Origin of the sequence: Bradyrhizobium guangzhouense, assembly GCF_004114955.1 — a bacterium.
In the GTDB taxonomy this organism is placed as follows: Bacteria; Pseudomonadota; Alphaproteobacteria; order Rhizobiales; family Xanthobacteraceae; genus Bradyrhizobium; species Bradyrhizobium guangzhouense.
In genome coordinates, this window is sequence record NZ_CP030053.1 from 1,706,315 (window position 1) to 1,725,361 (window position 19,047).

Sequence of the window (19,047 nt, forward strand, 5' to 3'; positions counted from 1 at the left end):
ATCAACCTCCGAGATGCCAAACCACCGACCAGGGCGGAAGTCGGTCGCCGGCCGCGCCGCCCCAGATCGGCGTGCCTGCATCGTTGCTGGAATGCACGATATCCTTGTCCGACAGATTGGCCGTGAGCCGCAGCGTCGTGCCGTCGCCCATGCGCCAATGCGCGGTGAGAAGGCCGTTGTCGTCAGCCTCGGCATCGCCGAACCGCGCGCCCTTCAGGTGCGGCATGATCTTCTTGCGGCGAACCGCGAGGAGATCGCGCACCAGCGAAAGCCGCGCCTCCTGCTCGGGCGTGCGGCCGGTCCAGTCCAGCACGGCCGATTGCGGCGTCGCCGGGTCGAGCGGATCGGGCACCTCGTCGCCGTATCTCGCGTAGGCCCAGGCATATTCCCGCTTGCGCCCGTTGCGCACGGCATCGGCCAGCCCGCCCTGGAAGTCGCAGAAGAACGGGAAGGGCATCTTCGATCCCCACTCTTCGCCCTGAAACAGCATCGGCACCATCGGTGCGAGCAGCGTCACCGCGAGCGCGGCCTCGATCTGCCGCGGCGAGGCCAGGCTTTCGAGCCGTTCGCCAAGCGGGCGATTGCCGATCTGGTCGTGGTTCTGCAGGAAATTGACGAAGGTCGCCGGCGGCAGCTCACGGCTCGGCTCGCCGCGCGGCTTCTTGCCCCAGAATTCCGAGATCTCGCCCTGGTAGACGAAGCCCGACGCCAGTGATCGCGCGAGGTCCATGCGCGGGGTCTGGTAGTCGGCATAATAGCCGTTGAGCTCCTCGGTCAGCATCACGTGCCAGACGTGGTGATAATCGTCGTTCCACTGCGCGCGATATTTGCCGTTCGGCGGCTCCTGCGCGGCGTCGAGCAGGCTGGCGCGGTTGTCGCCATTCTCCAGCACCAGATGAATGTGCCGTCCGGTGGCCTTGGCGAGCTCACCGGTGGCGGCGCTGAGGTCGTGCAGCATCGACTGCTCGCCGGGAATCGCCAGGATGTGGTTGGCGGCGTCCAACCTCAAGCCATCGAAGCGATAGTCGGTCAGCCAGGACAACGCGTTCTCGACCGCAAAGGCCCGCACTTGCGGCACGCGATAGTCGATCGCGCTGCCCCAGGGCGTGTGCGCGTCTGTGAAGAAGCCTGGCGCGTAGCGGCCGAGGTAGTTTCCTTCGGGGCCGAAGTGATTGTAGACGACGTCGAGGAAGACCATCAGCCCGCGCAGATGCGCTTCGTCGATCAACGTCTTCAGCTCTTCCGGACGGCCATAGGCGCTATCGGGCGCATACCACAGCACGCCGTCATAGCCCCAGCCGCGGAGGCCAGCGAAATCGGCCAGTGGCATGAGCTCGAGCGCGGTGATTCCAGTCGCGACGAGATGATCGAGCTTGTCGGTCATGGCGCGGTAAGTGCCATCGTGCGTGAAGGTGCCGACATGGGTCTCGATCAACACAGTCTCTTCCCAGGGACGGCCACGCCAATCCTTCGCGCGCCATGCAAAGGCGTCGTGATCGATCACCTCGCTGGGGCCGAACACATCCTCGGGCTGAAACGCCGAGGCCGGATCCGGCACGTCGATCTCGTCGTCGATCCTGAACTTGTATCGGCTGCCGCGGGTGAGGCCGGCGATCTCGGCGACATACCAGCCATCCTGCCGGCGCTGCATCGCGTGCCGGGTTTCGAGCAGCAGGTCAACGCGACGCGCGCCGGGCGCCCACAGTCGGAACGACACGCCGTCCTTGGTCGGCTTCGCCCCGAAGGATGGCCTCATAGCGCCCCCGCGAAGGCGAGCACGGAGCGCGGCGGCGCCTTGCTGTCGCTTCCGGCCAGGAAATCAACGCTGTTCAGTTTGGCATCCGTCGTGTTCAGGATCTGCTGCCAGCTCTTGTATTCGGGCATTTTGGGCAATTTGAATGCGATCTCTTCGGGGGCGGCGTTCAATACGATAAAGATCGCCGCGCTGCCCGGTTCCATCGGTCCCATCACATAAGAGAGGAACCGGCCGTCCGGGAATGTCCAGTCGCTCTCCGTCATCTCGTTGCCTTCGGGCGTCAGCCACAGCGCGCCGTAGGAGATGCCGTCCTTGGGGCGGCCGTCGAGCCAGCGATGGCTGCGCAGCTGCGAGAACTTTTGCCTGATGTCGGCGAGGTCGGCGACGAAATCGACCATGTCGTCGCCGTCCTTGCCGAGATTGTCCCAAGAGACCCAGCCCACTTCATTGTCCTGGCAATAGGCGTTGTTGTTGCCCGCTTGCGAATTTCCGACCTCGTCGCCGGCGAGGATCAAGGGAATGCCCTGCGCCAGCATCAGGCAGGCCAGCACGTTCTTGCGAAGCTGGCGGCGGAGAGCGAGGATCTTGGGATCATCGGTCGGGCCCTCGACACCGCAATTGTTGCTGTGGTTGTCGTTGGAGCCGTCGCGATTGTCCTCGCCATTGGCCTCGTTGTGCTTCTCGTTGTAGCTGAAGAGATCGGCCAGCGTGAAACCGTCGTGCACGGTGATGTGGTTGATGCTGGCGCGCGGCCGGCGCCCATCGTGATTGAACAGGTCGGACGACGCCGTCATGCGGCTGGAGATATCGCCGATCAGGCTGCCTTCGCCGCTCCAATAGCGGCGCATGGCGCTGCGATAGCGGTCGTTCCATTCCGACCATTGCGAAGGGAACGCGCCGACCTGGTAGCCGCCAAGTCCGAGATCCCAGGGTTCGGCGACCAGCTTGACGGTGGCAAGCACCGGATCCTGCCGGATCGCGGTGAGGAACGAGATGCCGCGATCGAAGCCGTTGGGGCCGCGCGCGAGCGTCGTGGCGAGGTCGAAGCGGAAGCCGTCGACATGGCAGACCTCGACCCAATAGCGCAGGCTATCCATCACCATCTGCAGCACGCGCGGATGGGTGAGGTTCACCGAGGAGCCGCAGCCGGTGAAATCGTCGTAATAGCGCGGGTTCTCGCGGTTCAGCCAGTAATAGGAGGCGTTGTCGATGCCGCGATAGCACAGCGTCGGGCCGAGGTGATTGCCTTCGGCGGTGTGGTTGTAGACGACGTCCAACATCACCTCGATGCCGGCATCGTGCAGGCGCGCCACCGTGGTGCGGAAGGAATCCAGCGCATTGTCCTGGGCGTAGCGCTGCTCCGGCGCGAAAAAGGACAGCGTATTGTAGCCCCAATAATTGGCGAGCTTCTTCTCGACCAGCACGCGGTCGTCGACGAAGCTGTGGATCGGCAGCAGCTCGATCGTGGTGACGCCGAGCTTCTTCAAATGCTCGATCATCGCCGGCGATGACAGCCCACCATAGGTGCCGCGCAAATTCGGCGGCACGTCGTCGCGCTTCTGGGTCAGGCCCTTGACGTGGGCCTCGTAGATGATGGTGTCTTCCCAGGGGATGTTGGGCCTTATCTCGCGCCGGCCCCAGTTGAAGGTCTCATCGACCACGACGGCCTTGGGCATGCCGCGCGCATTGTCGCGCCGGTCGAACGACAAATCCTCGCGGGCCGAGCCGGTGCGATAGGCGAAATGCGCGTCACTCCAGACCAGTCGCCCGGCAAGGCGCTTGGCATAGGGGTCGAGCAACAGCTTGTTGGCGTTGAAGCGATGGCCGTGCTCGGGCTCGTAGGGGCCATGCACGCGATAGCCGTAGAGCTGGCCCGGCGAGACGTCGTTGAGATAGCCATGCCAGACGTCCTCGGTACGTTCCGGCAGCTCGATGCGCTCGAGCTCGCGCCGGCCCTGGCTGTCGAACAGGCACAGCTCGATCCTCTCGGCATGGGCCGAGAACAGCGCGAAGTTGGTGCCGCGTCCGTCCCAGCTTGCACCGAGGCGCGCGGGCGATCCAGCAGTCAGGCGCATCGGTCAGCTTTCCGGAACGAGGAAGATCGCGGCGAGCGGTGGAACGGTGAGGCAGAGCTCGGGCGACTTGCCGGCAACGGTTTGCACCTCGCCGATGTTCCCGACATTGGTGCCGCCATAATGGGCGGAGTCGGAATTGAACACCTCTTTCCACTTGCCTTCGAAGGGCACGGGGACGCGGTAGTTGCGATAGACGTTGGGCGAGAAGTTGATGACCACGAGACATCGTGCGTGCTCGTCAAAGCCCTTGCGCAGCCAGGCGAACACGTTGCGGTTGGCATCGTCAGTGATCAGCCATTCGAAGCCGGCCTGGTCGCAGTCCATCTGGTGCAGCGCCGGCACCGCGCGATAGAGCCGGTTGAGGTCGCGGACCAGCGCCTGGACGCCCTGGTGATATCGGTATTCGAGCAGGTGCCAGTCGAGCGACTGGTCGTGATTCCATTCGCGGCTCTGCGCGATCTCACCGCCCATGAACAGCAGCTTCTTGCCGGGATGGCCGAACATGAAGCTGTAATAGGCGCGCAAGTTCGCAAAGCGCTGCCATTCGTCGCCGGGCATGCGGCCGAAGATCGAGCGCTTGCCGTGCACGACCTCGTCATGCGACAGCGGCAGGATGAAGTTTTCAGAGAATGCGTAGTGCAGGCCGAACAGGATCTCGCCGTGGTGATATTTGCGGTGGATCGGATCCTTGCTGATGTAGTTCAGCGTGTCGTGCATCCACCCCATGTTCCACTTGTAGCCGAAGCCGAGCCCGCCGAATTCGACCGGGCGCGAGACCTGCGGCCACGCGGTGGATTCCTCGGCGGCCGTGGTCGCCTGCGGGAAGCGTGCAAACAGCTCGGTGTTGAAGCGACGCAGGAAGTTGATCGCCTCGATGTTCTCGCGGCCGCCATACTGGTTCGGAATCCAGGCGCCGGGCGGACGGCTGTAATCGAGATACAGCATGGAGGCGACCGCATCGACGCGCAGGCCGTCGATGGCGTAGCGCTCCAGCCAGAACAGCGCGTTCGACACCAGGAAGTTCGTCACTTCGGTGCGGCCGTAATTGTAGATCAGCGTGCCCCAGTCGAGATGACGGCCCTGCAGCGGATTGGCGTGCTCGTACAGCGCCGTGCCGTCGAAGCTGCCGAGCCCGTGCGGATCATCAGGGAAATGCCCGGGCACCCAGTCGAGCAGCACGCCGATGCCTTCGCGATGGCAGGCATCGATCAGCGCGGCAAAATCCTCAGGCCCGCCGAAACGGCTGGTCGGCGCATAGAGGCCGGTCGGCTGGTAGCCCCAGGAGCCGTCGAACGGATGCTCGCTCACGGGCAGGAATTCGAGGTGGGTAAAGCCCATGTCGCGGGCATAGGCCGGCAGCTGCTCGGCGAGCTCGCGATAGGTCAGCCATTCATTGCCGCTCTTGCGCCGCCACGAGCCGAGATGGACCTCGTAGATCGACATCGGCGCCGACAGCGCGTTGATGCCGTCGGGCGCCGGCCGCGGCCGCGGCAGATGCGCCTCGTCGAACACGATCGACGCCGTCTTCGGCCGCACCTCGCTGGCAAACGCCATGGGATCGGATTTCAGCGGCAGCAGATGGCCATGCGGTCCGATGATCTCGAACTTGTAATGATCGCCGGATCTGGCATGCGGAATGAACAATTCCCAATAGCCGGCGCCGCGAACCCGCATCGGGTGACGCCGCCCATCCCAGAAATTGAAATCGCCGACCACGGAGACGCGCCGCGCGTTCGGCGCGAGCACCACGAAGCCGATGCCCTCGATGCCCTCCAGCCGCATCGGATGCGCGCCGAGCTTGTCGTAGAGCCGCTGATGCGTGCCTTCGCCGAGCAGATAGAGGTCGAAATCGGTCAGGATCGGCGGAAAGCGATAGGCGTCCTCGAACTCGACGACGCTGTCGCCGAATTTGGCGCGAAGCTGGTAGTGCTTGGAGCCGTTGGGCAGGGCGCCGATGAACAGGCCTGACGCGTGGACGCGGTCGAGCGGCGCGACCTCGCCATGCTCACCGACCGCCTCGACGTTGGAGGCCTCGGGCAGGAAGGCCCGCACCACGCTCTTGCCACCCTCGGGATGCATCCCGAGATAGTGGAAGGGGTCGGAGTGGCGGCCCTCGATGATGGCGTAGGCTTCGGCTGGCAGTTTAGGCATGGGCTTCGCTCCCGGCACTGGACAGAATGCGAAGCAGGCCGGTCAGCGGCGCATGGAGCCCCTCGGGCCGGTGGGACAGCTCGTACTCTACCTCGTCGAACGCTAGATCAAGCAGGAAAAACCTTAACATGCTTTCCGCGCAATGTGCATCTTCCGGCCAGAGCCGCCGGTCGGTCATGGCCTCACGATAGGCGGACAGGAAGGTCGCGGTGGCGCGCCCGCGCCATTCGCCGAGCGCGGCCGCGAGCCGGCCGTGTTCGTCACTGCCGCCCGACAGCGCTCGGCCTAGCGCGGCGTTAACCGAAAGATCAATCGAGCGGACCAGGCCCGCAACATCGCGCGCGGCAGGCAGCTTGCGCCGCTTGTCGGCCAGTGTGAGGTGCGGATCGCCGTCGAAATCGATGATGAAGATGTCGTCCTTCACGATCAGAGTTTGCCCGAGGCGGAAGTCGCCATGATGACGGATGTTCAACCCGCCAATGTCGGATGGCAAGAGCGCATCGATGTGATCCGGCACGGTCGCACGCATCGCGGCCAGCTGGTCGACCAGCGGCTGGTCGCCTTCGCGCAGGCCGTCCCTGATGTCGGCCAGCCGGTCGAAGACCCGCTCGGCCCGTCCCTTGAGGTCAGTCGTCCAACGCTTGACGTCCGCCTTGCCGATCGGTTGAGGGGCAAGGTCGGTGGATTTCGCGGCGGCGAGCGCCATGTGCAGCTCGGCGAGCCGACGGCCGATCTGCGTCACGAAGTGCAAATAGGGCCCCTGCTCCTGGGTCTCCCGGTGCGTCTCGTCCGGCGGCAGCACGCGCTGCTCGTCGACATAGCGGTCGAGGTAGCCGGTGGTGACGGCCCAACCGTCACCCTGGTTCTCGACATAGGCATGCAGCACGCCGACCGCGCTGCGGCTGGCGCCCTCGACCAGCTCGACGCTGCCGAGCAGCGCCGGCGTATTGGGAAAGCGAGCGACCTCGGTGAGATAATTGCCGATTTCGATCTCCGGGTTGGTGCCGCTTTCGAGCCGGCGATAGATTTTGGCAACATATTGGTTGTCGACCAGCGCCGTGCTGTTCGACTGCTCGACCGCACGAATGCGCGCGGGCTCCTTCACGGTGTAATCCGCGAACCGGCTTGTCGGCTTGAACTCGAGCCGCAGATTGTTCTCGTCCACCACGAGGTTCTGCGACAAGCCGCGCAGGAACAGCCCGATAAAGATCTGGTCGGTGGCAACGTCGAGCAGCGTGCCTTCGCGTGCGCCCTGGCGCACGGCGGCGAGCGCCCTCGGATTGAAGCGCTCGCGGTCGAAACGAACCCATTCGATCTGCATCGGCAGCACATAGCGTGTCGTGACGTCGTCATGCGCCGTCTCGAAAAACGCGATCCACGGCCTGTTGTCGCCGATGTCGCTGAACGGCACTGCCGACGTCAGCGCAGCCTCGATGTGCTTGGGATTGTGCTCGGGATACCAGCGCGTCCGCGACAGGAATCCCGGCAGCACGTCGCGTTCGAACACGCCGCGCTCGCGGGCGAGCGACACCCAGTTCGAATTGACAGGGACCACCAGCGTCTCGAATTCCGGCACCGCGCGCGGCACCACCGGCTCGGACTTGTCGCGCTCCTGAAGCTGGAACCAGTAGAAGCCGTAGGGCCCCAGCGTGATCATGTAGGGCAATTCGCCGATCGCTGGAAAACGCGTGCGGCCGAGCATCTCCTGCGGGATGCGATCCTTCCAGGGCGACAGGTCGAGCTCGGTTGCCTGCGCCGCGCGCGACAGATTGGCGACGCAGAGGATGACTTCGTCGCGATATTGCCGGACATAGGCGAGCACGGCGCGGTTGGCAGGGCGGATGAAGGTCATGGTGCCGCGGCCGAACGCGAGCGTCGACTTGCGCACCGAGATCAGCCGCTTGGTGGCATTCAGCAGCGAGGACAGGCTGCGCGACTGCGCCTCCACATTGACGGATTCGTAGCCGTAGACGGGATCCATGATCAGCGGCGCGTAGAGGCGGGCCGGATCGGCGCGGGAGAAGCCGCCATTGCGGTCCGGGCTCCATTGCATCGGTGTGCGTACGCCGTTGCGGTCGCCGAGATAGATATTGTCGCCCATGCCGATCTCGTCGCCGTAATAGATGATCGGCGTGCCGGGAAACGACAGCAGCAGCGAGTTCATCAGCTCGATCTTGCGCCGGTCGTTGTCCATCAGCGGCGCGAGACGCCTGCGGATGCCGACATTGATGCGGGCGCGGGGATCGTTGGCATAGGTGGTCCAGAGATAGTCACGTTCGACGTCGGTGACCATCTCCAGCGTCAGCTCGTCATGGTTGCGCAGGAACAGCGCCCACTGGCAGCTCGCCGGGATATCGGGCGTCTGGCGCAGGATGTCGGTGATCGGGAAACGGTCTTCCTGCGCGATCGCCATGTAGATGCGCGGCATCAGCGGGAAGTGGTAGGCCATGTGGCACTCGTCGCCACGGCCGAAATATTCCTGCACGTCTTCAGGCCATTGATTGGCCTCGGCCAGCAAGAGCTTTCCCTTGGAATAGGCATCGAGTTCCTGGCGCAGGCGCTTGATGATCGCATGCGTCTCCGGGAGGTTCTCGTTCGAAGTGCCCTCGCGCTCGCAGAGATAGGGAATGGCGTCCAGGCGGAAGCCGTCGACACCGGCGTCCAGCCAGCGCTTCATCACCTGGATGATGGCGCTGACGACGCGCGGATTGTCGAAATTGAGGTCCGGCTGATGCGAGAAGAAGCGATGCCAGTAGAACGCGCCGGCCTCGGGATCCCAGGTCCAGTTCGACTTCTCGGTGTCGGTGAAGATGATCCGCGTGCCCTGGTATTTCTGGTCGGTGTCGCTCCAGACATACCAGTCGCGCGCGCTGGAGCCGGCATGGCTGCGGCGCGCACGCTTGAACCAATTGTGCTGGTCGGAGGTGTGGTTGACGACGAGCTCGGTGATGACGCGCAGGCCGCGCTTCTGCGCTTCCTGGATGAAGCGCTTGAAGTCCTTCATCGTGCCGAAATCGGGATTGACCGAACCATAATCGGCGATGTCGTAACCGTCGTCGCGGCCGGGCGAGGGGTAGAACGGCAGCAGCCACAGCGCGGTGACGCCGAGATCCTGCAGATAAGGCAGCTTCTCGGTCAGCCCGGCAAAATCGCCGATACCGTCATTGTTGCTGTCGGCAAAGGCCTTGACGTGGAGCTGGTAGATGATCGCGTCCTTGTACCAGAGCTCATCCGCGATCGCGGCAGCCTCGGCCTTCTTGGTGTCGACGGAAGACAGAACATTCATGGCGTGATCCTTACGCCAGGCAACGGAAGACCAGGGCCGGATCGCGGTCGGGATCGATACGCAATTTGATCCCGCCCCATTCGATGCGGGACTGTTCGCCTGTCACGAGATTTTCGATTGTGCTGACGGGGCGGCGCTCGCCGCCGACGTCGATGGTGAGGTCGCCGAGCGGCAACCAGATCTCGCGCACATGGCGCGAGAGGGCGATGGCCGCGACAACGATGTTGGCCGGCTCGGTCACCTCCTTGACGAAGGCGATGGTCTCGCCGTCCTCGATGCCGAGGAAGCGCAGATGGATGGTCTGCTGCAGCGCCGGATTGTCGTTGCGGATGCGGTTGAGTGCGGTGATGTAAGGCTTGATGTTGCCTGATTTATCCCAGTCGCGCTGGCGGATCTGGTATTTCTCGGACTCCTGATATTCCTCACGGCCGGGCACGGCCTCGTGCTCGAGCAGCTCGAAGCCGCTATAGAGACCGTAACTCCCCGACAGCGTTGCCGCCAACGCGACACGCGACTTGAACATCCAGGCCTCGCCGCTCTGGAGATGATAGGGCAGCAGATCAGGCGTGTTGACGAACAGGTTTGCCCGATAGAAGTCCCGCTCCGGATAGCGCGAGAGCTCGCCGAGATATTGCTCCAGCTCCCACTTCGCCGTGCGCCAGGGGAAATAGCTGAAGGATTGTGCGAAGCCGAGCTTGGCGAGACCCTTCATCAGCTTCGGCCGCGCGAAGGTCTTCGAGAACAGGATCACCTCGGGATGTCGCTGCCTGATCTCGTGGATCAGCCATTCCCAGAACGGCAGCGGTGCGGTGTCGTGATTGTCGATCGCGAAGATGGTGACGCCATGGTCGATCCAGAACAGCATGGCGTCGCGAAACGCATTCCAAAGCCCGACGCGGTCGACCGAGGCGAAATCGGGGATGACGATATCAGAATAGGGCCCGTCCGCCGTCCGTACCGACCGGTCGGGACGCCATTTGAACCATTCCGGATGCTGCGTCAGCCAGGGATGATCCGGCGAGCATTGCACGGCGAAATCGAGCGCGATCTCGAGGCCGTATTCGAGGCAGGTCGCGACCAGCGCGCGAAAATCCTCGATGGTGCCGAGCTCGGGATGCAGCGCATCGTGCCCGCCCTCGGCCGCGCCGATCGCGTAGGGCGACCCGGGCTCGCCGTCGGTTGCGACAGGCGCATTGTTGCGGCCCTTGCGGCTGGTGCGACCGATCGGGTGGATCGGCGTGAAGTACAGGACGTCGAAGCCCATCGCGGCGATGTCGGGCACGCGCGCGATGCAGTCGCGGAGCGTGCCGTGCCGGCCGGCAACCGCGCTCTGGCTGCGTGGCATCATCTGATACCAGGTGCTGAAGCGCGCCCGGTCGCGGTCGATGACAAGCGGGAAGTTCGGCGAGCGGGTGAGGTCCGGCCGGGCCTGGCTCTCGGCCATGGCCTCGCCGAGGTCAGTTGCGAGCAGCGAGGTGACGTCGCCGTTCTGGAGATAGTCCTCGCATTGCCTGACGATCACGGCCGCGGCGTCCTGCCCTGCGCCATGCGCCTTGGTCAAGAGGCCAGCGCCTTCGATCGCATCGAGCGTGACGTCGCCGCCCTTGCGCTGCTTGCGTTCGACCCCGTGGCGCCAGGTGGCGAATTCGTCGGTCCAGGCTTCGATGGCATAGACGTACTGACCTGCTTCGGTCGGCGTGAACGCGCCGGACCAGCGGTCATCGCCATGATGGACCATCGGCTCACGCCGCCATTCGCGGTCCTGCTCGCCACGCCAGATCAGCGCGGCGCTGATGGCGGCATCGCCGTCGCGATAAATGTCGGCCCACACCTCGACCCGATCGCCCGCGATCCGCTTCACGGCGAAGCGGCCGCCATCGATCAACGGATAGATATCTGCAATGAGGAAAGCGCTGCCGGCAGCGGCACTCTCGACAGTTTGAATTGTCTTGTTCACGGTGATGCCATTGACAAGAAAGCAGGAGCCCGTTTCCCTTGTCGGGAACCTACGCTTGGTACCACTATAGAAAGCCGCTTGTGTGTCATTGGTTCCCATGGGAACGGCAGGTGCGGTTTGGGAGTTACCCCTGACTAACCTCTTCCGCGACCTCGTTAAAATCCATGCCCCCGGCCAAACAATGGCCTGCAAGCTGCGTGCCGAATGGATCTTTTAGCTCAAGCCCAGATCAAGGGCGTTCAGTCTGAATTCGTGGATGCCCTCGGCAAGCTGCGGGTCACCGCGCCGGAGGCGCTGAAATCCATCCTCGATGCCCTGCCTGCGAAGCGGGTTTATCGCTTCGTCAGCGGTCCGGTGGTGGTACGCGCACTGGGCAATCCGCGCACCGAGCTCGCTTCGGTCGGCACGGCGCCGCTGCAATGGAAAGTCACCAGCAACGGCGATTTGATCGGGCAGGGCGAGACGCGTGAGCCCGTGATCGCCTGGCCCGCTGGCCTGCCGCTTGGCTATCACCGGCTGACGCTGACCGATGCCGCGGGCGCGACCGAAGAGGTGCCGATGATCGTGGCACCCGAGCGCGCCTTCGGCGGTGAGTTTGACCGTGGTTGGCTGCTGGCCGTGCAACTCTACAGCGTCCGCTCGGACCGCAACTGGGGCATCGGCGATTTCACCGACCTCGCCGGCCTTGTCAGGCTCGCCAAGCAACTCGGCGCTGACGGCGTCGGGCTCAATCCGCTGCATATCCTGTTCGACGATCATCCGGCCGATTGCAGCCCCTATTCGCCGAACAGCCGGCTGTTTCTCAATCCGCTTTATATCGACGTCGAGGCCATTCCCGAATATTCGGCAGACCTCATTCCGGACGCCGCCAAGACCGCCGCGCGGCTGCGCCAGGGCGATCGTGTCCCTTATGCCGATATGGCGGCGCTGAAGTGGCTGGGCCTGCGCGCCGCCTTCGACAGTTTCGTGAAGTCAGCGAGCGGTGTCCGCCGCAACCAGTTCGACGCCTTTCGCGCCGAGCGGGCGCCGCTGTTGTCGCGCTTCGCCTGTTTCGAGGTGCTGCGCCATCGTTTCAACGTGCCGTGGTGGGAATGGCCGGCGGAATGGCAGCAGCCGGACGATGCCAAATGCGCTGAAATGCGCAACGGACCCGACAAGCACAAGGTCGAGTTCGTCGAATTCGTGCAGTGGACGGCGGATAGCCAGTTGCGCGCCGCCAAGGAGCTCTCCGCCGAGCTCGGCATGCGCGTCGGGCTCTATCTCGACGTCGCCGTCGGCGTGCAGTCCAACGGCTTCGACGCCTGGAACGAGCAGACGTCGATCTCCCGCCACCTTGCGGTCGGTGCGCCGCCTGATGTCCTCAATACGGTCGGCCAGGATTGGGGACTCGCCGGCTTCAACGCGGGCGGCCTGGAGGCGCAGTCCTTCGTGCCTTTCGCGAACATGCTGGCCGCTTCGATGCGGCATGCCGGCGCCATCAGGCTGGATCACGTGCTCGGCCTGAAGCGGCTTTACCTGGTGCCGCGCGGCTTCAAGCCCGACAACGGCGCCTATGTGCAGATGCCGCTCGAGGCGCTGCTGGCGGCGGTCGTGTGCGAGAGCGTCACCCATAAATGCATCGTGATCGGCGAGGACCTCGGCACCGTGCCCGAAGGCTTCCGCGAGACCATGCAGGATTTCGGCATCTGGTCCTATCTCGTCATGATGTTCGAGCGCGACGATGCCGGTCATTTCCGCAACGTCGACCACTACCGGCCGAACGCGCTGGTGACGCTGAACACCCATGATCTCTGCACCTATGCGGGCTGGCGCTCGTTCAGCGACCTCAGGATGAAGCTGTCGCTCGGGCTCGATCCCGGCGAGAACGAGCAGGCGCGCTGGGATGCGCTCGGCGCGCTCGATCAGATCCTGCGCCAGAACGGCATCAGCGCCAACGATCTCTACTCGGTGCTCGGCTTCCTGTCGCGTACGCCGTCGCGGCTGCTCGCCGTTTCGATGGAGGACCTGCTCGGCGTGATCGACCAACCCAACATTCCCGGCACGATCGACGAGCATCCGAACTGGCGGCAGCGGCTTCCCGTCGCGCTCGATCAGATCGCCGCCAAGGTCGATCTCGCCGCTTTGAAGGCCGCGACACGGGAACGTTCGCTCATCGGCGGGCGTTGATGTCAAGGGTTTCCTAGGCTCGCAAGACATTGTCTCAGAGGATCGAGGACTATGCGCTGATCGGCGACTGCGAGACCGCGGCGCTGGTCGGGCGCAACGGCTCGATCGATTGGCTGTGCTGGCCGGCCTTCGATTCCGACGCCTGCTTTGCCGCGATCCTCGGCACGCCCGAGAACGGCCGCTGGCTGATCGCGCCGAGCGAGGACGTCACAAGCGTCTCGCGCCGCTATCTCGGCGACACCCTGATCCTCGAAACGCGCTTCGAGACCGAGGGCGGCACCGTCGCGCTGGTCGACTTCATGCCGCCGCGCGGCAAGGCCTCCGACATCGTGCGGCTGGTGCGCGGCGTCAATGGCACGGTGAAGATGCGGATGGAGCTCATCATTCGCTTCGGCTTCGGCACCAATATTCCCTGGGTGAGGCGGATCGACCATTCGCTGCTGGCGGTCGCCGGCCAGGACATGACGGTGCTGCGCTCGCCGATCGAGACGCGCGGCGAGGATCTGACCACGATCGCGGAATTCGAGATCAAGGCAGGCGAGACGGTGCCGTTCGTGCTGACCTACGGTCCCTCGCATCTCGATCCGCCGGAGCGGATCGACCCCGATGTCGCGCTCCAGGAGACCGAAAAATTCTGGAAGGAGTGGTCAAGCCGTTCGACGCATGATGGCGAGTATCGCGATCTCGTCATGCGCTCGCTGATCACGCTGAAGGCGCTGACATTCGGCCCGACTGGCGGCATCGTCGCCGCGCCGACCACCTCGCTGCCGGAAAAGCTCGGTGGTAGCAGGAACTGGGACTACCGCTTCTGCTGGCTCCGCGATGCCACCTTCACGCTGCTGGCGCTGATGAATTCGGGCTACACCGACGAAGCCCTGGCCTGGCACAATTGGCTGCTGCGTGCTGCCGCCGGCGCGCCCGCCAACATGCAGATCATGTACGGCATCTGGGGCCAGCGGCGGCTCTTGGAATGGGAGGCAAGCTGGCTCGACGGCTATGAGGGCGCGAAGCCGGTGCGCATCGGCAATGCCGCGCACGCGCAGCTCCAGCTTGACGTCTACGGCGAACTGATCGATGCCTTCCATCAGGCACGCATGGCCAAGCTCCAGCTCGACGATGAGGCGACCTGGGCGCTGGAATGCGCGGTGCTGAATCATCTCGCCGAAGTCTGGGATCATCCCGACCACGGCATCTGGGAGCGGCGCGGCCAGCCGAGGCACTACGTTTTCTCCAAGGTGATGACCTGGGTCGCCTTCGACCGCGCCATCAAGAGCGCGGAGACCTTCGGCTTCAAGGCGCCGCTGCTGCATTGGCGCGCTTTGCGCGAGGCGATCCATCGCGACGTCTGCAACAGGGGCTTCGACGCTGAAGAGAACGCTTTCGTCGAATCCTACGGCTCAAAAATGCTCGATGCGAGCGTGCTGCTGCTGCCGGGTGTCGGCTTCCTGCCGGCGCACGATTCGCGCATCCGCGGCACCATCGCAGCCGTCGAGAAGCGCATGATGCGCGACGGTTTCGTGCTGCGGCACGATCCGCGCGAGGTCTCCGAGGAGACCCAACCGATCGAGGGCGCGTTCCTGGCCTGCACCTTGTGGCTGGCCGACGCCCACGTGCTGGCCGGCGACCTCGATCGGGCGCAGGCGCTGTTCGATCGCATCGCGGGCCTTGCGAACGATGTCGGACTGCTCGCCGAAGAATACGATCCCGTCGCACGCCGCCAGGCCGGCAATTTCCCGCAGGCGCTGACGCATATCGCGCTGATCAACACCGCGCATAATCTCTCGGCGGCCAGGCACGCCAGCGAGAAGCCGGCGATGCAGCGGTCGAAGTGAGGGACTTTGGATCAGTACCGAAGTGGAAGTGCGCTCCCTCCCCCGCTTGCGGGGGAGGGCTGGGGAGAGGGTGTCTCAGCTGGGCGAGAACCCCCCAGAGGAGAAAACCCTCACCCGCCGCTACGCGGCGACCTCTCCCGCAAGCCAAGCGGGAGAGGTGGGACCGGCCGATAGTCCGTCTCAGCCCACACCATTCCGCTTCAAAATCATCTCCATCGCCTCGGCAAACCCGTCCTGCTCGTTGCTCGCGGTGACGTTGGTGGCCTGGTCCTTGACGTTCTCGGTGGCGTTGCCCATGGCGATCGAGGTGCCGCTGACGCGGAACATGGCGAGGTCGTTCTGCATGTCGCCGATGGTGGCGACCGCATCCAGGGAGATGCCGAGCCGCTTGGCCATGGCTTGCACGAATGTGCCCTTGTTGAAGCCGGGCGGGGTGATGTCGAGATAATAGGTCTGGGAGCGCACGGCAGTGGCCTCGCTGCCGAGCGCCTGTTGCATCGCCTTCTCGCAAGCTTCGAGCCCTGCAGCATCGGCGCTGGCGCCGACGATCTTGCAGGCGCTGGCCAGATATGGCGCAAAGTCCGTCACGATGCTGGGATCGGAGCGGATCGTGTGCTGCTCATGCGCGACGTATTTGCCGTGGGGGTTATCGATCAGCCATTTGTCGGTGGTGAACAGCCAGATGTCGGCGCCGAATTCGCGGAGGATCTGCAAGCTGCGCTCGGCCGCATCCTTCGGGATCAGATGCTGCTCGACCGGGTTCATCTCGGGATCGACGATCGAGGAGCCGTTGAACGGGCCGACCGGCAGCCACAGCGCCAGCGGCTCGATCAGGAAGCGCATGCCGATCGCGGGCCGGCTGGAGGTGATGGTGAAGCCGATGCCGGCCTGGTGCAGCCGCTGCACTGCGCTCCGCGCGCGGTCCGTCAGCGTCTTGTCCTTGGTGAGCAGCGTGCCGTCGACGTCGGAAACGATCAGTGAGATTTTCGTCATGGCTGCGCCCTAGATTTCCTTGGCCCTGCTTTTCCCGCCGTCGATTTTCAGCTGCCGCACGATGCCGTCGACGATCGCTTCGACCGATTCGTCGATCGACGCCGTGATGACGTGCTCGCTCGCTTCGGGCGGCTCCAGCGTGTTGAACTGGCTGGTGAGTAGTCCGGGCGGCATGAAATGGCCCTTGCGGTGCGCGAGGCGATCGGCGATCAGCTCCTGTGTGCCCTTGAGGAACACGAAGCGGACGTCGTCGCGACCGCGCAGCAGCACCTCGCGATAGGTATGCTTGAGCGCCGAACAGGCGATGATGATTTTCTCACCCCTGCTGCAGGCGCGCGCGATTTCGTCGGCGATGGCGTTGAGCCACGGCCAGCGGTCCTCGTCGGTGAGGGGATGGCCGGCCCGCATCTTCTCGACGTTGCTCTTGGGGTGGAAGCTGTCGCCGTCCTCGAACCGCCAGCCCAGGCGGTCGCCGAGCGCGGCTGCAATCGTGCTCTTGCCCGAACCCGACACGCCCATCACGATCAATGCACAAGGTGCTTTAGTGCCCGCCACGAATCCCCTCCGGAAGCGCGGCCCTGTCGACCAGCCAGACGGTCTCACCATGCGAGCGCGCGCGTAACGCCGGCAGAGTCTCGCCATTGAGCAGGCGCGTCAAGATCGGCTGCTTGTCATGCCCCGCAATCTCGAACAGCATCTCATGGCACGAGGCCAGCGTGGGAAGCGTCAGCGAGACCCGCGGCACGAAGGGCGCGACGTTGGCCTTGGGCACGCCGACGACCCAGCGCACGGTTTCCTCGATACCGGGATAGCCGGGAAACAGCGAGGCGGTGTGGCCGTCGGGGCCTGCGCCCATCAGCACGAGGTCGAACAGCGCTCGTGCCGGATCGAGGCTTTCAGATCCGTAGAAGGCCTGCAATTCGTGTGCATACGCCGCAGCGCTCTCATCCGGATTTTCAACCAGGGTCGGAATTGGATGGATATGACCGGATGGCGCATTGCGATCGAGGAAGGTCGCGCGGGCGACGGCCATGTTGTTGAGCGGATCGCTCTCGCCCACGAAGCGCTCATCGCCGATGAACCAGTGCACGCGGTCCCACGGAACCTTGCCGCGCCAGCTCGCGCTGCCGAGCAGCTGATACAGCTTCTTCGGGCTCGACCCGCCGGTCAGGCAAATCGCGATGCGGCCGGGATTGGCTGCGATCCGGGCCATCACCCGCTCGGCTGCGGCTTGTGCGAGGGCTTCGGCATCAAGCGCGACGATCAGCTTCGGCTCTGCGGCTGGCGCCATCATGAAAACTTCCGCCAGCTGCGGCCCTCGCGCCGCAGCAGCTCGTCCGCGCAGGCCGGGCCGTCGCTGCCGGCTTCGTAGGTCTCGATGCCGTTGTCGCCCGCGGTCTTCCAGGCGTCGAGGAACGGCTGCACGGCCGCCCAGCCGGCCTCGATGCCGTCGGCGCGCTGGAACAGGATGTTGTCGCCGATCATGCAGTCGTAGATCAGCGTCTCGTATCCGGTGGAGGGATCGGCGCGGAAATAGTCGCCGTATTTGAATTTCATCTCGACGCCGTCGATGGTGATGCTCGGCCCCGGGATTTTTGCGTTGAACTGAAGCTCGATGGTTTCGGTCGGCGCGATGCCGATGGTGAGGAAGTTTTGCGAGAGCCGGTCGACCGTCGTGCCTGAAAACATCGACAGCGGCGCCTGCTTGAACTTGATCGCGACCTCGGTGCGCTTGTGGCCCAGCGCCTTGCCCGTGCGCAGGTAGAACGGCACGCCGGCCCAGCGCCAATTGTCGATCATCAGCTTCAGCGCGACGAAGGTCTCGGTGGAGCTATCAGGCCTGACGTCCTCGGTCTTGCGATAATCGGGGATCTCGTCGTCGCCGATGCGGCCGGCGAGATATTGCGCGCGCACCGAGTTTCTCAAGGCTTCCTCGTGGTTCGGCTGCTGGATCGAGGTGAGCACCTCGGCCTTTTCCGAGCGCACCGAATGCGCGTCGAAGCGCGCCGGCGGCTCCATCGCGACCAGCGACATCAGCTGGAACAGATGGTTCGGCACCATGTCGCGCAGCGCGCCGGTGGCATCATAGAAGCCGCCGCGATGGCCGACGCCGAGCTTCTCCTCCACCGTGATCTGGATGTGGTCGATGTGGTTGCGATTCCAGATCGGCTCGAACATGCCGTTGGCAAAGCGCAGCACCAGGATGTTCTGCACCGTTTCCTTGCCGAGATAATGATCGATCCGGTAGATCTGGTGCTCGTCCATGATCTTCAGGAGCTCGGCGTTCAGCGCCTTGGCCGAGGCGAGGTCGGTGCCGAACGGCTTCTCGATCACGAGGCGCCGCCAGGCGCCATTCTCCTTCATCATGCCGGTGCGGCCGAGCTCGCGCGCGGTCGGCGCGAAGGCTGCGGGCGGGGTTGCCAGATAGAACAGGCGGTTGCCGCCGGTGTCCTGCGCGCATTCCAGCGAATCCAGATGCTGGCGCAGGCGGTCGAAGGAGGGCGGGTCCTTTGCATCGGCTTCGACGAAGGTCACGCATTCCAGCAGCCTCGTGGCGATGTCGTCGTCCACGGGCCGCGTCGCGAATTGCTTGAGGCCCTTCAGCAGGCTGTCACGCAGCTCGTCATCGGACTGGCCTTTGCGGGCCACGCCGACGACGCAGAATTTCTCCGGCAGCAGGTGTTCGGCGGCGAGATTGTAGAGCGACGGCATCACCAGGCGATGGGTGAGGTCGCCGGTGACACCAAAGATGACGAAGGCGCAGTTTTCCGGCTTGCGCTTTGGTTGCGGGTCTTTTGTCACGAACGTGGGGCCTTCGCTTGATGGAGTTT

The 19,047-nt window shown here is 64.4% G+C and carries 11 protein-coding genes; 2 read left to right on the forward strand and 9 right to left on the reverse strand.

Annotation, left to right across the window (positions count from 1 at the left end; translation table 11 throughout):
* Position 1 precedes the first annotated feature (1 nt).
* From treZ to XH91_RS08280, 5 genes are read right to left on the reverse strand one after another with little or no spacing between them, the layout of a single operon-like run.
* Positions 2-1,756, reverse strand: a complete 1,755-nt coding sequence (gene treZ / locus XH91_RS08260) for a malto-oligosyltrehalose trehalohydrolase (protein ID WP_128950124.1) — start codon at positions 1,754-1,756, stop codon at positions 2-4.
* Positions 1,753-3,831 carry a glycogen debranching protein GlgX gene (gene glgX, locus XH91_RS08265; protein WP_128950125.1) on the reverse strand — a complete coding sequence of 693 codons (2,079 nt, stop codon included), beginning with the start codon at positions 3,829-3,831 and terminating at the stop codon, positions 1,753-1,755. The genes treZ and glgX overlap by 4 nt, the downstream gene beginning before the upstream one ends.
* Before the next feature lie 3 nt (positions 3,832-3,834).
* Positions 3,835-5,982 carry a 1,4-alpha-glucan branching protein GlgB gene (glgB, locus tag XH91_RS08270; RefSeq protein ID WP_164934128.1) on the reverse strand — a complete coding sequence of 716 codons (2,148 nt, stop codon included), beginning with the start codon at positions 5,980-5,982 and terminating at the stop codon, positions 3,835-3,837.
* Positions 5,975-9,268 carry a maltose alpha-D-glucosyltransferase gene (treS, locus tag XH91_RS08275; protein ID WP_128950127.1) on the reverse strand — a complete coding sequence of 1,098 codons (3,294 nt, stop codon included), beginning with the start codon at positions 9,266-9,268 and terminating at the stop codon, positions 5,975-5,977. Before treS ends, glgB begins: the two co-directional genes overlap by 8 nt.
* A 10-nt stretch (positions 9,269-9,278) precedes the next feature.
* A complete protein-coding gene (locus tag XH91_RS08280) occupies positions 9,279-11,225 on the reverse strand; it encodes a maltotransferase domain-containing protein (protein WP_128950128.1) in 1,947 nt (648 codons plus the stop codon).
* Positions 11,226-11,429: 204 nt separating this feature from the next.
* On the opposite strand from XH91_RS08280, the gene malQ reads away from it, so the two are divergent.
* Positions 11,430-13,391 carry a 4-alpha-glucanotransferase gene (gene malQ / locus XH91_RS08285; RefSeq protein ID WP_128950129.1) on the forward strand — a complete coding sequence of 654 codons (1,962 nt, stop codon included), beginning with the start codon at positions 11,430-11,432 and terminating at the stop codon, positions 13,389-13,391.
* A 29-nt stretch (positions 13,392-13,420) separates the two neighbouring features.
* The gene (locus XH91_RS08290) at positions 13,421-15,223 is read left to right on the forward strand and encodes a glycoside hydrolase family 15 protein (RefSeq protein ID WP_128950130.1); all 1,803 of its coding nucleotides are present in this window, start codon (positions 13,421-13,423) and stop codon (positions 15,221-15,223) included.
* A gap of 180 nt (positions 15,224-15,403) precedes the next feature.
* Here XH91_RS08290 and XH91_RS08295 read toward each other — a convergent pair whose 3' ends face one another.
* Genes XH91_RS08295 through zwf form a run of 4 tightly spaced genes read right to left on the reverse strand, consistent with a single transcriptional unit; the run spans position 15,404 to position 19,018 of the window.
* Positions 15,404-16,216: an HAD family hydrolase gene (locus XH91_RS08295; RefSeq protein WP_128950131.1), complete on the reverse strand. Its 813-nt coding sequence runs from the start codon at positions 16,214-16,216 to the stop codon at positions 15,404-15,406.
* Between the two features lie 9 nt (positions 16,217-16,225).
* Positions 16,226-16,771: a gluconokinase gene (locus tag XH91_RS08300; RefSeq protein WP_128950132.1), complete on the reverse strand. Its 546-nt coding sequence runs from the start codon at positions 16,769-16,771 to the stop codon at positions 16,226-16,228.
* Entirely contained in the window at positions 16,758-17,507 is a 750-nt protein-coding gene (gene pgl / locus XH91_RS08305) for a 6-phosphogluconolactonase (RefSeq protein WP_164934138.1), read from the reverse strand. The genes XH91_RS08300 and pgl overlap by 14 nt, the downstream gene beginning before the upstream one ends.
* Positions 17,507-19,018 (reverse strand): glucose-6-phosphate dehydrogenase, encoded by a 1,512-nt coding sequence (zwf, locus tag XH91_RS08310; protein ID WP_128950134.1) that lies wholly within the window; start codon positions 19,016-19,018, stop codon positions 17,507-17,509. The genes pgl and zwf overlap by 1 nt, the downstream gene beginning before the upstream one ends.
* Between the last annotated feature and the right edge of the window lie 29 nt (positions 19,019-19,047).

Excerpts from the sequence above, each read along its gene's own strand:
- pgl (WP_164934138.1), bottom strand. The coding sequence starts at position 17,507 with ATGGCGCCAGCCGCAGAGCCGAAGCTGATCGTCGCGCTTGATGCCGAA.
- treS (WP_128950127.1), bottom strand. The coding sequence starts at position 9,268 with ATGAATGTTCTGTCTTCCGTCGACACCAAGAAGGCCGAGGCTGCCGCG.
- glgB (WP_164934128.1), bottom strand. The coding sequence starts at position 5,982 with ATGCCTAAACTGCCAGCCGAAGCCTACGCCATCATCGAGGGCCGCCAC.
- XH91_RS08295 (WP_128950131.1), bottom strand. The coding sequence starts at position 16,216 with ATGACGAAAATCTCACTGATCGTTTCCGACGTCGACGGCACGCTGCTC.
- malQ (WP_128950129.1), top strand. The coding sequence starts at position 11,430 with ATGGATCTTTTAGCTCAAGCCCAGATCAAGGGCGTTCAGTCTGAATTC.
- glgX (WP_128950125.1), bottom strand. The coding sequence starts at position 3,831 with ATGCGCCTGACTGCTGGATCGCCCGCGCGCCTCGGTGCAAGCTGGGAC.
- treZ (WP_128950124.1), bottom strand. The coding sequence starts at position 1,756 with ATGAGGCCATCCTTCGGGGCGAAGCCGACCAAGGACGGCGTGTCGTTC.